Annotated in this window: 1 protein-coding gene; it reads right to left on the reverse strand. The window is 75.8% G+C overall.

From position 1 onward, the window contains the following. Positions 1–10 precede the first annotated feature (10 nt). Positions 11–15,691 (reverse strand): SDR family NAD(P)-dependent oxidoreductase, encoded by a 15,681-nt coding sequence (locus AB0P24_RS43090; protein ID WP_365804075.1) that lies wholly within the window; start codon positions 15,689–15,691, stop codon positions 11–13. Positions 15,692–15,967 lie beyond the last annotated feature (276 nt).

A 15,967-nucleotide genomic window follows, 5' to 3' on the forward strand; every position in this document is an offset into this window, starting at 1 on the left:
TGCGGAACCGTCAGGCATCGGCCGTCGCGCCGTCCAGGCGTGCCAGCAGGTAGCCGGTGAGCGCGGCCGGCGTCGGGTGGCCGAAGACGGCCGCGGGGGTCAGCGGGGCACCGGTACGGCCGCCGAGCCGCCGGGACAGCTCGATCGCCAGCAGCGAGTCCAGGCCCAGCTCGAAGAACCCGCGCTGCGCGTCGACCGGTTCGGCCGGGTCCAGTTCGAGCACCTCGGTCAACTGCGCCCGCACCAGGTCCAGTACGGTCCGCTCCCGCTCGTCGGGGCTCTGCCCGGCCAGCTGGTCCGTCCACCCGTTCTCGGCGCCCGCGGCGGCTTGCGCCGTGTGGGCAGCCGACCGCCGGCGTGACCGGACCAGTCCGCGCAGCAGCGGCGGCACGGGACGGCCGGCCGCCGGAGCGGCCCACAGTTCGGGCCGGCCGGGCACCGGGAACGGCTCGCCGGAGCGCAGCGCCTCGGACACCGCCGACAGCGCCACGTCCGGGTCGGGCGCGCCGCCGGTCCCGGTCCCGGCCGGGGCGGGCAGCAGCACCGGGGCACTGCCGGCCGGGGCGGGCAGCAGCACCGGGGCACTGCCGGCCAGCCCGGCCGTCCGGCGGCGGGCCACGACCGCCCGCGCGAAGCCGTCGGCCGCGGCGTTCGCCGGATGATGCACCGGCCCCAGCAGGGCCGTTGCCGAGGTGACCACCAGGAACAGGGCGAGGCGGTCGTCGGCGGTGAGGTCGGCGAGGTGGCGCAGCGACTCGGTGCGCGCGGCGATCACCTCGGTGAGCCGGTCTGCGTCCAGCTCCGCGAGCCGGGTGTCGTCGGGCAGCCCCGCGGCGTGCACCACGCCGGTGAGCGGGTGCTCGTCCGGGATGCCGTCCAGCAGCCGTCGCAGGGCGTCCCGGTCGGCGACGTCGCAGGCCCGAACGGTCACCGACGCGCCGAGTGCGGTGAGGTCGGCGGCCGGCGCCGCGGCGCCCTCGGTGCCGGGTCCGCCCCGGCCGGCGAGGACGAGGTGGCGCACCCCGTGCTCGGCGACCAGGTGCCGGGCCACCCGGGCGCCGGCCGTGCCGGTGCCGCCGACGACCAGGACGGTGCCGTCCGGGTCGAGGGCCGGGGCCATGGCGCCCGTCGCGCCGACCGGTACCAGCCGCGGGACGTGCACCCGCCCGGCGCGCACGGCGGCCTGCGGTACGGCCGCGGCCAGCACCCGGCCCAGGCTTGCCGCACCGCGGTCCGCGGGTGCGGTGCCGGGGTCTTCCGGTGAGTCGTCGAGCAGCACGAACCGTCCCGGGTACTCGGCCTGGATCGCGGCGACCATCTCCCAGACCGCCGCCGCGGCCGGGTCGGGCGCCGCCGCATCGGTGCCCTGGGGACCGGCCGGCACCGCGGCCCGGGTACGCACCACCAGGACCCGGCCCTCCAGGTCCGGCTCGTCCAGCCACGCCTGTGCGACGGCGAGCGCCCGACGGCAGGCGTCCTCGGGCTCCCGGCCGGCGCCGACGTCGAACACGGCGGCCGCGGCCGCTCCCAGGGCCGACGGGTCTGCGGCGAGTTGGTACACGGCGTCGTCGCTGTCGACGGTGACGATCTCGACGGCGGTACCCGGCCGCCCGCCGTCGAGCAGGACCCACTCGGTCCGCAGGGCACGGCCGCCCCGTCCCGCCGGTGCGGCGGTCGTCGGCCCGGCCGTGATACGGGCCGCGGTGAGCACCGGCAGGCCCGTGTGGTCGGCCGCCTCCAGGCTGACTCCGTCGCCGGTCCGCCGCAGCCGGACGCGCAGCGCCGAGGCGCCGGACGCATGCAGCACGACCTGCCGCCAGGCCGACGGGACGTGGCCCGCCGGGAAGCCCGCCGCGTGCGCCGCTGCCTCCAGCAGCAGCGGGTGGACGCCGAAGCGGCCGGCGGCGTCGGTCTGGTCGGCGGGTACGGCCACGTCGGCGTAGACGTCCTCGCCGCGCCGCCACAGCGCGCGCAGGGCCGGCGGCACGGTGGCGCCGGTCGCCACGGGCAGTTCATCGAGGCCGACCGGTTCGGCGCCGGCCGGCGGCCAGGGGGCCGGGTCCGGCTCGTGCGCGGTGGCGGTGGCGGTGGGAGACAGCACGCCCTGTGCGTGCAGGGTCCACACGGGTCGGTCCCGGTCCGCTGTCGCGGGCGCCGACCGCACGGTCACCGGACGGCGGCCGGCGGCGTCGGCGCCGTCGACGCAGATCTGCAGCCGCGCCGCGTCCCCGGGGCCCAGGACCAGGGGCGCCGTCAGCTCCAGCTCCTCCAGGTCGCCGCAGTCGACCTCGTCCCCGACCCGGATGGCCAGCTCGGCCCAGAGCGAGCCGGGCACCTCGACCGGACCGCCGTCGGTACCGGCGGTGAGCCAGGGCTGATCGTGGGCCGAGAGCCGCGAGACGGCCATCAACCCGTCCGAGCCGGGCAGTTCGACCATCGTGGCGAGCAGCGGGTGCTCGGTGCGGGCCAGGCCGAGAGCGCCGGTGTCGGTGGTCCGCGAGCTCCGCAGCCAGTAGCGCCGGTGGTCGAACGGATAGGTCGGCAGTTCACGGCAGAGCTCCCGCCAGCCGGCCTGTCCGGTGGGGAGGGCCGTCGCCCAGGAGACCGGCAGGCCGGCGGCGAAGGCCTCCGCGAAGGCGGTCGTCAACCGCTCCCGGCCGCCCTCGCCGCGCCGCAGGGTGGCGAGCACCGGCGTGGTCCGGCCGGTGTCCTGGATGATGTCGAGGAGGGACGGGACCAGCCCGGGATGGGCGGAGACCTCGACCACGGCGCGCGCGTCGGCGCTCACCGCGCGGACGGCGGCGTCCAGTTCGACCGGCCGGCGCAGGTTGCGGAACCAGTAGTCGGCGTCCAGGAGTTCGTCGGGGCCGATCCAGCGGCCGTCGACGGTGGAGTAGAACCGGCAGCCCGGGACGAGCCCCTGTGCCGGCCGTGCCCCGATCCCGTCCAGGGCGGCCAGCATCGGCTCTCGGAGTTCGTCGACGAGGAACGAGTGGGAGGCGTAGTCCGCCCGGATCCTGCGGAACCAGAGCTGCTGGTCGGCCGCGGCGGCGGCCAGTTCCTCAATGGCGGCGCGTTCGCCGGAGACGGCCACGGTCGCCGGACCGTTCACCGCGGCGATCTCCACCCGGCCCCGGTAGTCGGCGAGCATCTCCGTCATCCGGGCGCGGCTCACGCCGACCACGAGCATCCCGCCGGTGGACGGGAGCGCCGCGGCCATCCGGGAGCGCAGCACGATCGCGCGCAGCGCGTCCGGCACCGACAGCAGGCCCGCGACGCATGCCGCGGCGATCTCGCCCTGGGACGCGCCGAGCACCACGTCCGGCACCACACCGGCGGACGCCCAGAGCTGGGCCAGGCCGGTCATCATGACGAACGAGGCGGGCTGGATCACGTCCACCCGGGACAGATCGTTCTCGCCGCCGAGCGCCTGCTCCAGCGTCCAGTCGAGGTCGTACTCGGCGAGCAGCGTGTCGCATCGCCGCACCCAGGCCCGGAAGTCGGGCGAGTGGTCCATCAGTTCGCGGCCCATGCCGACCCAGTGGCCGCCCTGGCCCGGAAAGAGGAACACCGTCCGGGTGCCCGGGGCGGGCGATCCGCCGGCCGGTGCCCGGTCGGTGCCACCGGCGGCCAACGCCCGCAGCCCGTCGACCAGTTCGGCGCGGTTGGCCGCGATCACCGTGGTCCGGGTCTGGTGCCGGGTACGTCCGTGGACCAGAGCGGTGGCCAGCGCGGGCAGGGGCGCGGTGCCGCGCTCGGCGAAGTCGGCCAGCCGGTCCGCGAGCGCGGCGAGCCGGGCCGGGCTCCCGGCCGTCAGGACGAAGGGCAGCGGGGTGTCGTCGGCGGGGTTCTCCACCGGCTCGACCGCTCGCTGCGGCGGCTCCTCCAGGATGAGGTGGGCGTTGGTGCCGCTGAGGCCGAACGCGGACACCCCCGCACGGCGGGTGCGGCCGGGCCGGGACGGCCACGGCCGGGCGTCGGTCAGCAGCCGGATCGTGCCGCTGGACCAGTCCACCTCGGGCGTGGGGGCGTCCACGTGCAGGGTGGCCGGCAGCGCCTGGTGGCGCAGCGCCAGCACCATCTTGATCACGCTCGCCACGCCCGCGGCGGCCTGGGTGTGCCCGATGTTGGACTTCACCGAGCCGAGCCACAGCGGCTGCTCGGGGTCGCGCCGGCCGTAGGTGGCCAGCAGCGCCTGGGCCTCGATCGGGTCGCCCAGCCGGGTGCCCGTGCCGTGCGCTTCCACGACGTCCACGTCGGCGGGCGCCACCCCGGCGACCGCGAGCGCGCGCCGGATCACCCGTTGCTGTGCCGGCCCGTTGGGCGCGGTGAGCCCGTTGGAGGCGCCGTCCTGGCTGATGGCGGAACCGCGTACCACGGCGCTGACACTGTGTCCGTGGGCGTGGGCGTCGGCCAGGCGTTCCAGCAGCACCACGCCGACGCCCTCGCCGTTGCCGGTGCCGTCGGCTGAGGCGGCGAACGCCTTGCAGCGGCCGTCGGCCGCGAGCCCGCCGTTCTTGGCGAACTCGACGTAGGCGCCCGGCGTGGCCATCACGGTGACGCCGCCGACCACGGCCAGCGAGCACTCGCCGTTGCGCAGCGCCTGCATGGCCAGGTGCATCGCCACCAGGGAGGAGGAGCAGGCGGTGTCCACGGACACGGCGGGGCCGGTGAAGCCGTACACGTAGGACACCCGGCCGGAGACCACGGAGACCGCCCCGCCGGTGCCGCGCAGGCCGTCGGACTGCGCGTCGCCGCCGAACATGCCGTAGCCCTGGCCCATCACACCGACGAACACGCCCACGTCGGTCCCGCGCAGGGCGGCCGGGTCCAGGCCACCGTCCTCCAGGGCCTCCCACACGACCTCCAGCAGCAGCCGCTGCTGCGGGTCCATCGCCGTCGCCTCGCGCGGGGAGATGCCGAAGAATCCGGCGTCGAACTCCGCGGCGTCCGCCAGGAAGCTGCCGGCCTCCACCGGGACGGTGGACAGGTCCCAGCCGCGGTCGGTCGGGAACGGCGATCGTCCCTCCCCACGGCGGATCAGCAGCTCCCACAGGTCGTCCGGTCCCCGTACCCCGCCCGCCAGCCGGCAGCCGAGTCCCACGACGGCGATGTCGTCGTGCGCTCCGGCGGCCACTACCGGCGTCGCCTCGGCGGGCGTGGCGGTGCCGGCCAGCTCGTCGCGCAGGAACCCGGCCAGCTGCCGGGGAGTCGGGTAGTCGTAGACCAGGGTGGCGGGCAGGGTCAGTCCGGTCGCGGCGGCCAGGCGGTTGCGCAGTTCCACCCCGCCGAGCGAGTCCATGCCGACTCCCTGGAAGGCGGTGTCCGGCTCGATGTCGTCGGCGGAGCTGTGGCCCAGGACGAGGGCGGCGCGGGAGCGGACCAGGGTCAGCAGCCGCGTCTCCTGTTCGGCCGGGGACCGGCCGGCAAGCGCGGCGAGCAGATCGGTCATGGCGGCCGTGCCTTCGGCGCGCCGGCGCGCCCTGACGAGTTGCCGCAGCAGCGGCTGGACCGGACCGCCGGCGGCCGCGTCGGCGCGGGCGGCGGCGAGATCCAGTCTGATCGGCACCAGGTGTGCCTCGCCGCCGTCGAGGGCGGCGTCGAACAGGGCGAGCCCTTCCTCCGGTCGCAGCGGCAGCACGCCGCCGCGGCGCATCCGGGCCCGGTCCGTGGCGTCCAGATGCCCGGTCATACCGCCGCTCTGGTCCCACAGGCCCCAGGACAGGGCCACCCCCGGCCGGCCGGCCGCGCGGCGCGCCGTCATGAGCCCGTCCAGGTAGGCGTTGGCCGCGGCGTAGTTGGCCTGTCCGGCGGAGCCGAGCAGGCCGGCGGCCGAGGAGAACGCCACGAACGCGGCGAGATCGCAGTCCCGGGTCAGCTCGTCCAGGTGCCGCGCGCCCTCGGCCTTCGGACCGAGGACCGCGGCGAGGCGGGCCGAGTCCATCGCACCGAGCAGACCGTCGTCGAGGACGCCGGCGGTGTGCACGACGGCGGTGAGCGGATGGGCGGTGGGGATGCCGGCGAGGAGCGCGGCCACGGCGGCGCGGTCCGAGACGTCGCAGGCGGCCACGGTCACCGCGGCGCCCAGCTGGGACAGTTCGGCCACGAGTTCCTCGGCGCCTTCGGCCGCCGGTCCGTGCCGGCCGGCCAGCAGCAGGTGCCGGGCGCCCCGGGCGCGGACCAGGTGGCGGGCCACCAGGGCGCCGAGCGAGCCGGTGCCGCCGGTGACCAGGACCGTGCCGTCGGGGTCCAGCGCGGGCTGCCCGGCACTCGGCTCCGCGAGCGGCCCGGCGGGCGCCAGGCGGGGTACCAGAAGGGTGGTGCCGCGCACCGCCGTCTGCGGTTCCCCGGTGGCCAGCACCGTCGCGACCGCCGCCTCGGTGTCCGCACCGGGATCGAGGTCGAGCAGCAGTATCCGGCCCGGCATCTCGGCCTGGGCGGCGCGGACCAGGCCCCAGACGGCGGCCGAGGGGGCGTCGACGGTGGTGAGCGGGCCGGCGGGCGCGGCGCCCCGGGTCACGACGACGAGCCGGGCGTCGGCGGGAGCCTCGCGCTGCCAGGCCTGGAGCACGGCGAGCACGTGCGCGAGCAGCGGCTGCGCGTCGAGGCCGGCAGCGACCTCCAGCACCGCGGCAGCCGGCGGGCTGTGCTGCGCTTCGTCGTGCCCGGTCGCCTCTTCGGCGGTCTGCGTGGGTCCGGGAGCCGGTGCGGTGGTCCGCGCTGCGAACGCCGTCACGTCCAGGGGGCTCGCCACCGGAGCCGTCGCGCTCTGCCCGGGGGGTGCCGCGGACGGTTCCGTGGCGGTCCAGACGACTCGGTACATCGCGTCCGCGGCAGCGCCTGCGCCCAGGTCCTCCGGCCGGATCGGCGCCGCCGTCCAGGACCGGGCGGACAGGACCGCGATCCCGGACCCGTCGGTCGCCTCCAGGGTCCACCGGTCGTCGCCGAGCGGGGTCAGCCGGGCGCGCAGGCGGCGCGCGCCGCTCGCGTGCAGCACGGCCTCCTCCCACACCGTGGCGGCCGTCGAGCCGCCCGTCACCGCCCGCGTCACCGCGTCCAGCAGGGCCGGATCGAGGCCGAACTCCGGAGCGTCGTCCGGGCCGGTGCCGTCGTCGGTGAGAGCGACCTCCGCGTACGTCTCCTCGCCCCGGCGCCACATGCCCAGCAGCCCGGGGATCTCCTCCGGCGTCTCGACCGGCTCGGCCCCGGCCGGCGGCCACGCCTGCGGCGCCGGGTCGGGGGCGGCCGGCGTGCGCGCGGACAGTTCGCCGGAGGCGTGCCGGACCCAGGTGCCGGAACCTTCCTGGGCACCGTGGACGGTGACCGGACGGCAGCCCTGCTCGTCGGCCGCACCCACGGCGATCTCCAGCCGTACCCCGGCGTTCGGCGGAACGACGAGCGGGGTCTCGACGGCGAGGCGCGCCACCACCCCGCAGCCGACCTCGTCGCCGGCCCGGACGGCCAGGTCGAGGAGCGCCGCGGTGCTCACCACGGTGGCCCCGTGCACCCGGTGCCCGTCCAGCCACGGGTGGGTGGCCGACGACAGCCGGGCGGTTCCGACGAACCCGCCGGTGTCCGGCACGGGGACGATGGCGGACAGCAGCGGGTGGTCGGCGGCCACCTGCCCGAGGCCGGCCGCGTCGGTGCGTCCGCCGGCCGTCTTCACCCAGTAGTGCGTGCGGTCGAAGGCGTACGTCGGCAGCTCGACGGCGGATGCGCCGGCCGGGAGCAGCGCCTGCCAGTCGGCCGGTACGCCCCGTACGAACAGCTCGGCGAGCGCGCCGATCGCGGTCTGTGCCTCGTCGTGTCCGTCGCGCAGCATCGGCGTGCACACCGCCTCGGCGCCCGAGGCCGCGGCCGTCTCCAGCATCGGCGCGGTCAGTGCCGCGCCCGGCCCCATCTCCACGAACAGCCTTCCGCCCTGGTCGAGGGCGGCGGCCATGCCGTCGGCGAAGCGCACGGTGCGGCGTACATGCTCGACCCAGTAGTCGGTGCTGGTCATGTCGCCGTCCTGGTGGGCGACGATGCGGATTCGGGCCGGCTGCCAGGTGACGTCGGCGATCGCCGCGCGGAACTCGGCGAGCATCGGGTCCATCCGGGCGGAGTGGAAGGCGTGCGAGACCTGGAGCCGCTTGGCCTTGCGGCCCTGCGCGCGCAGCGCGTCGGCTGCGGCGAGCACCGCGTCCTCGTCGCCGGAGAGCACCACCGAGGAGGGCTGGTTCACGGCGGCGATGTCGACGCCTGCACCGAGGAAGGGGCGGACGTCGTCCTCGGTGGCGGCCACGGCGACCATGGCGCCGCCGGCGGGCAGCGCCTGCATGAGCCGGCCCCGGGCGGCGACGACGGTCGCCGCGTCGTCCAGCGAGAGCATTCCGGCGACGTGTGCCGCCGTGATCTCGCCGATGGAGTGGCCGAGCAGCAGCCGCGGGCGGATGCCCCACGACTCGGCCAGGCGGAACAGTGCGGTCTCGACCGCGAACAGGGCCGCCTGGGTGTGGACGGTCTGATCCAGCAGCGCCGCCTGCGGGCTGTCCGGTTCGGCGAAGACGACGTCCCGCACGGATGCGCCGACCGCGCCGAGGAGCCGGTCGTCCAGGCGGCCGCAGGCCTCGTCGAAGGCCGCCGCGTACACCGGGAAGCGGGTGTACAGCTCGCGTCCCATGCCCAGCCGCTGCGATCCCTGTCCCGGGAACACGAAGACGGTCGAGGCGGCGGCGCCAACCGCGACCGTCCCGGTGGTGGCGCCGGCGGCGGGCTCCCCGGCGGCGATCGCGTCGAGCCGGTCGAGGAGGGTGTCCCGGTCCGCCACGGCGACGAAAGCCCGGTGGGCAAGCAGGGCGCGGGCGTTGAGCAGGGTCCGCGCCGTGGCCGACAGGGGCAGCCCGGTCGCGACGGCCGCGCGCAGCCGCTTCGCCTGGCCTGCCAGGGCGGCCGGGTTGTGCGCCGAGACGACGAAGGGCAGTACGGCACCGGCTCCGTCGTCCGACGGTTCGGATCCGGTGACCGCGATGGCGGGCGCCGTGGCCGCGATGCCGGGCATCGTGGCCGTGGTGCCGGGCGCCGTGGCCGGTTCGGCCGGGGCCTGTTCGAGGATCAGGTGCGCGTTGGTGCCGCTGATACCGAACGAGGAGATGCCGGCCCGGCGCGGCCGGCCGGTGTCGGGCCAGGGACGTTCCTCGGTGAGCAGGGCTACGGTGCCCGCGGACCAGTCGACGTGCGGCGTCGGCTCGTCCACGAAGAGGGTCGCGGGCAGCACACCGTGCGTCAGGGCCGCCACCATCTTGATCACCGAGGTCACGCCGGCCGCGGCCTGGGTGTGGCCGAGGTTGGACTTGACCGATCCCAGCCACAGGGGCCGGTCGGGCGAGCGGTCCCGCCCGTAGGTGGCGATGATCGCCTCGGCCTCGCTCGGATCGCCGAGCGTGGTGCCCGTGCCGTGCGCCTCCAGCGTGTCGACCTCGTCCGGCGCGACTCCGGCGGCGGCCAGCGCCGCGCGGATCACCCGCTGCTGCGACGGGCCGTTCGGCGCGGTGAGGCCGTTGGACGCGCCGTCCTGGTTCACCGCGGAACCGCGGATCGTCGCGAGGACACGGTGGCCGTTGCGCCGGGCGTCGGACAGCCGTTCCAGGAGTACGAGGCCCACGCCCTCGGAGAGCACGGTGCCGTCGGCCGCCGCGGCGAAGGCCTTGCACCTGCCGTCCGCGGCCAGTCCGCGGGCGCGCGAGAACCCGGTCACGCCGACCGGGGACCCCATGACGGCGACGCCTCCGGCGAGGGCCAGTTCGCACTCGCCCAGGCGCAGCGCCTGGGCCGCGAGGTGGATGGCCACGAGGGACGACGAGCAGGCGGTGTCCACCGTCATGGCCGGGCCCTCCAGCCCGAACACGTAGGACACCCGACCGGAGGCGACGCTGCCGGCGGTGGCGGTGGTGGTGAAGCCCTCGAGTTCGGCGGGCACGTCGGCCAGTGAGCCCAGGTAGTCATGGATCGACATGCCGGTGTAGACGCCGACGCGTTCGCCGCGCACCGACGACGGGTCGATGCCCGCGCCCTCCAGCACCTCCCAGGTGGTCTCCAGCAGCAGGCGCTGCTGGGGGTCCATGGCCAGCGCCTCGCGCGGGGAGATCCCGAACAGGGCGGCGTCGAAGTACCCGGCGTCCCGCAGGAAGCCGCCCCGCCGGGTGTAGGCCGTGCCGACGCGGTCGGGGTCGGGGTCGAAGAGGCCGTCGAGGTTCCATCCGCGGTCGTCCGGGAACTCCGAGATGCCGTCCCGGCCGTCGGCGACCAGCTGCCACAGCTCGGCGGGCGAGGTGACCCCGCCGGGCAGCCGGCACGCCATGCCGACGATCACGACGGGGTCGTCGTCCGTGGCTTCGGCCGGCGCGGCCGGGCGCACGGGGGTGGCGGCGTCGACGGTTCCGGCCAGCTGTTCGAGCAGGTGCCGGGCGAGCGCAACGGGCGTGGGGTAGTCGAAGACGAGCGTGGCGGGCAGTTTGACGGCGGTGGCCGCGGACAGCCGGTTGCGCAGTTCGACGGCGGTCAGCGAGTCGAAGCCGATGTCGCCGAATCGCTCGAAGTCCATGGCAGGGTCGGCCTCGCCCAGACCGAGGACGGCCGACACCTCGGTGCGGATGACGTCGAGCACCAGCTCGGTCCGCTCCTGGTCGGAAAGCCCGGCGAGCCGGCGGGCCAGCGCTCCTTCCGCGCCGGCGGCGGCCTGGGCCGTCCGCCGCGGCGGGCGCACGAGGGCGCGGAACAGCGGGGGAACGATCCCGTCCGCGGCTGCCTCGGCGCGTACGGCGCCGAGATCGAGCCGGATCGGCACGAGGAGCGGGTTGCCCGAACGGAGGCCGAGGTCGAAGAGGGTGAGCGCCTCGGCCGTCGGCATCGGTCGGACGCCGCCCCGGCTCATCCGGGTGCGGTCGACGTCGGCGAGCTGTCCTGTCATCCCGGTGACCGGGCTCCACAGACCCCAGGCCAGCGACACGGCGGGCAGTCCCGCCGCCCGCCGGGCCGAGACGACGGCGTCGACGTAGGCGTTGGCCGCCGCGTAGTTGCCCTGGCCCGCCGAGCCGAAGACGCTCGCGGCCGAGGAGAACGCGGCGAAGACCTGGGGCGGCCGCTCGCGGGTCAGCTCGTCCAGCAGGCGCAGCGCGGCCGCCTTCGGCGCGAACACGGCGGCCATGCGGTGCGGGTCCAGGCCGGCGATGACGCCGTCGTCCAGGACACCGGCGGCATGGATGACGCCGGTCAGCGGGTGTTCGGACGGGATGCCGGCGAGCAGTTCCGCGAGGGCGTCACGGTCCGACACGTCGCATGCGGCGACGACGACGGACACGCCCTGCCCGGTCAGCTCGTCCACGAGGGCGGTCGCGCCCTCGGCGGCCGTGCCGCGCCGGCTCGCCAGCACCAGCCGGCGTACCCCGTGCTCGTGCACCAGGTGCCGGGCCAGCAGCGCACCGAGCACTCCGGTACCGCCGGTGATCAGCACGGTGCCGTCCTCGGCGAACCCCGTGGGTGCGTCGGGTTCGGTGAACCGGGCGCGGCCGAGTCGCGGAGCGAGGACGGCGTCGTCGCGTACAGCGGTCTGCGGTTCACCGGTCGCGAGGGCCGCCCCGATCGCCCGGTCCCGGTCGGCGCCGGACTCCAGGTCGACCAGGACGAACCGGCCGGGGTTCTCGGCCTGCGCGGCACGCAGCAGTCCCCACACCGCGGCGCCGCCCGGGTCGGTGACCGGGCCGGGCGCCGGCACCGCGCCCCGGGTCGCCACGACCAGCGGCACCGCCGCGAGGGCCGGCTCCTCCAGCCAGGCCTGGAGCACGCCGAGCACCTGGCACAGCAGCGGCAGCGGATCGTCCCCGGTACGGGTCCCGGCGTCGGATTCGGAGTACGCGGTGAGGTCGAGCACGGCGAGGTCGGGCATGGGCTCGCCCAGATCCTCGGCGAGCGCGATCCGCGCCACGTCACCGGAGGTGGCGACGACGGCCCGGTTGGGCGCCTGCTGCCCGGCCGTGGACGGCACTCGCGTCCAGTCGAGCTGCCAGAGCGTGTCGGCGGCCTGGCGGGCGGGATCGGCGCCCAGGTCGGAGATGGGCAGGGAGACCAGGGACTGCATGGTCAGGACCAGTGACCCGGTCTCGTCCGCCGCGTCGAAGGAGAGGGCGTCCGGACCGCACGGCGCGACCCTGACGCGCAGCGCGCCGGCGCCGGCCGCGTGCAGCTGGACGCCGTTCCAGGCGAAGGGAAGGACGTTGCGGTCGTCGTCGCGCCGGTGGAAGGCGTTCGCGTGCAGCGCGGCGTCCAGGAGCGCGGGATGGATGCCGAACTTCTCGATGTCCTCTCGGTGTTCGGGCGGCAGCACCGCTTCGGCGAAGATCTCCTCGCCGCGCCGCCAGACGGCGGTCAGTCCGGCGAACGCCGGCCCGTAGTCGTATCCGCGTTCGGCGAGGCGGGCGTAGAAGTCGTCGGTGTCCTCGCGGCGTGCGCCGGGCGGCGGCCACTGGCCGAAGTCGAATCCGCTGCCGCCGGTGCCCGCGTAGGAGTCGGACAGCATGCCCGCCGCGTGACGGGTCCAGCCCTCCCCGTCCCGGGAGCTGTACACCTCGACCGGGCGGCGTCCCGTCGCGTCCGTGCCGCCGACCGCGACCTGGACCCGGACGGCGCCTTCTGCGGGGAGCATCAGGGGTGCCTCGATCACGAGTTCGTCGAGGACTCCGTGGCCGAACTCGTCACCGGCCCGGATGGCCAGGTCGACGTAGGCGGTCCCGGGCACCAGCACGACGTTCTGGATGCGGTGCCCGGCCAGCCAGGGATGGGTCGCCAGGGACAGCCGTGAGGTGAAGACCAGGCCGTCGGTCTGCGGCAGTTCCACCACCGCGCCGAGGAGCGGGTGGTCGCTGGTCGCCTGGCCCAGTGACTCGGCGCCGGCCCCGGTGCCAGGCATGGTGATCCAGTACCGCTGGTGGTCGAACGGGTAGGTGGGCAGTTCCACCGGGGTGGGCCCGGGGTCGGGGACGGCGGTGGTCCAGTCGACCGACACCCCGCGCACGAACGCCTCGGCCATCGAGGCGAGCATCCGGTCCATGCCGCCCTCGTCCCGGCGCGTCGAGCCGACCGCGAGGACGTCCGCGTCCAGTTCCTCCGCGATGTCGGTGACGGCCGGCACCAGGACGGGGTGTGCGCCGAGTTCGACGAAGATCCGGTGGTCCTCGGCGATCAGCTCCCGGACGGCCGGCTCGAACAGGACGGGCTGCCGCAGATTGCGGTACCAGTAGTCGGCGTCGAGCCGGTCCTGCTCGTCGAGCCACCTGCCCTCGACCGTGGAGTAGAAGGGGATGCGCGGCGCCGACGACGCCAGTCCGCCGAGGTCGGCCTCCAGGGTGGGCCTGATGCTCTCGACGTAGTGGCTGTGGGAGGCGTAGTCGACGGGAATCCGGCGGAACCGGAAGTCCTGTTCGCCCGCGTGAGCGGCCAGTTCGTCCAAGGCCGCGCCCTCGCCGGCCACCACCACCGTGGAGGGGCCGTTGACCGCGGCGACCTGCAACCGCTCGGCCCAGGGTTCGATCAGCGCGCGCACCTCGTCCACCGGCAGCCCGACGGAGGCCATCCCGCCGCCGCGCGGCAGCACTTCGGCGATGGCCTGACTGCGCAGGGTCACCACCCGCGCGGCGTCGGCGAGGGACAGCGCGCCGGCCACGCAGGCCGCGGCGATCTCGCCCTGGGAGTGGCCGATCACCGCGTCCGGGACCACGCCCATGGACGTCCAGACCTCGGCCAGGGCGACCATCACGGCGAAGCACACGGGCTGGACGACGTCGACGCGCTCCAGCTCGGTGCCGTCGCCGCGGAGCACGTCGGTCAGCGACCAGTCGACCCACGGCTCGAACGCCTCCTGGCATTCGGCGACACGGGCGGCGAAGACCGGGGAGACGTCGAGCATTTCGCGCCCCATGCCGGCCCACTGGGTGCCCTGCCCCGGGAACGCGAAGACGGTCTTGCCGGGCCCGGTCTGGCCCGCGGCACCGGTGACCACGCCGGTGCCGGTGCGGCCCTCGGCCAGCAGCGCGAGTCCGGAGCGCAGCTCGTCCCGGGTGCGGGCGAGGAGTACGGCCCGATGGCTCATCAGCGCCCGGCCGGTCACCAGCGCGGAGGCGAGGTCACCGAGTGCGGCCCCGTCGTCGACGGGGCCGCAGAGCCGCCGGGCCTGGCCCGCGAGCGCCGACGGGGTACGGGCCGAGACGATGAACGGCAGCGTCCGCTCGGGCTCCGCCGGCGTGACGGCGGGGGCCTCGGCCGGCAGGGTGCCGGGAGCCTCCTCCAGGATCATGTGGACGTTGGTCCCGCTGGCGCCGAAGGCGGAGATGCCGCTCCGGCGGGGCCGGCCGCTCTCCGGCCAGTCGCGCCCCTCGGTGAGCAGCTCGACGGTTCCGGAGGACCAGTCGACCTGCGGGGTCGGGCTGTCCACATGCAGGGTCGCGGGCAGGTAGCGGTGGCGCAGCGCGAGCACGGTCTTGATCACGGCGGCCACGCCGGAGGCGGCCTGGGTGTGGCCGAGGACGGACTTGACCGAGCCGAGCAGCAACGGCCGTTTCGGGTCGCGGCCCTGTCCGTACGTGGCGATGAGCGCCTGCGCCTCGATCGGGTCGCCCAGGGTCGTCCCGGTGCCGTGGGCCTCGACGGCGTCGATGTCGTCGGTGGACAGCCCCGCGGCGGCCAGCGCGCTGCGGATGACGCGTTGCTGGGACGGCCCGTTCGGGGCGGTCAGCCCGTTGGAGGCTCCGTCCGAGTTGACGGCCGAGCCGCGGATCACGGCGAGGACCCGGTGTCCGTTGCGCTCCGCGTCGGAGAGCCGTTCCAGCAGGACGACGCCGACGCCCTCGGCCCAACTGCTGCCGTCCGCGGCTGCGGAGAAGGACTTGCACCGTCCGTCGAAGGCCAGGCCGCGCTGGCGCGCGAAACCGACGAAGCCGCCCGGGGTGGCCATCACGGTGGACCCGCCGGCGAGGGCCATCGAGCACTCGCCGCGCCGCAGCGCCTGGGACGCCAGATGGATGGCGACCAGCGACGAGGAGCACATGGTGTCGACGGTGACGGCCGGGCCCTCCAGCCCGAGGCAGTAGGCCACCCGGCCGGAGGCGACGCCGCCGGCGCTGCCGAGCGCGCGCTCCAGGCTGAGGAAGTCCTCCGCTCCGGGGAGGTCGGGCGCGTAGTCCTGGTGCACGATGCCGGCGTAGACGCCGGTGTCGGAGCCGCGCAGGCTCTGCGGGTCGATCCCCGACCGCTCCAGCGTCTCCCAGCACACCTCCAGGAGCTGCCGCTGCTGGGGGTCCATCGCCAGGGCCTCCTGCGGGGAGATCCCGAAGAACCTCGCGTCGAACTGGGCCGCGTCATGGAGGAAGGCGCCCTGGTTCACATAGGTCGTGCCGGGGGTGTCCGGGTCGGGGTCGTAGAGCCCTTCGAGATCCCAGCCACGGTCGTCGGGGAACGGCGTGTACACGTCCGTGCCCTCGGACACGACCTTCCAGAAGTCCTCCGGACCGGCGATCCCGCCCGCGAAGCGGCAGCCGATCGACACGACGGCGATCGGCTCGGAGGCGGCGGCGAGCAACTGGGCGTTCTTCTGCCGGAGGCGCGCGGTCTCCTTGACCGATGCGCGCAACGCCTTGACGAGATCCTGTTCCGGCGTGCTCAAGTCCGTCCTCCAAGCTTGTCGAAGCGAACGCGTCGGGGCGTCGGTGCGGTTCACGCCGATCGACGGCGCCCCGGGCCGTCGGCGCCGCGGACGCGGCGGGTCGGCCGAAGTTCCCGGCCGGCGGCGGTGGTTGCCGCCGGCCCTGGGAGCGAGTACGAGCGAATACGTGGGTGGTGTGCGCGCGCTTTCCGCGCCGTGGGGGGCGGGCGCCCGGGGGCGGCCCCGCCGCGGCGGGCGGGGGGCGGGGGGGGGGGCGCCGGGGCCGGGGCCCCCGGG

The sequence above is a fragment of the Streptomyces sp. NPDC086519 genome, assembly GCF_040686075.1.
GTDB classification, from domain to species: Bacteria; Actinomycetota; Actinomycetes; order Streptomycetales; family Streptomycetaceae; genus Streptomyces; species Streptomyces shenzhenensis.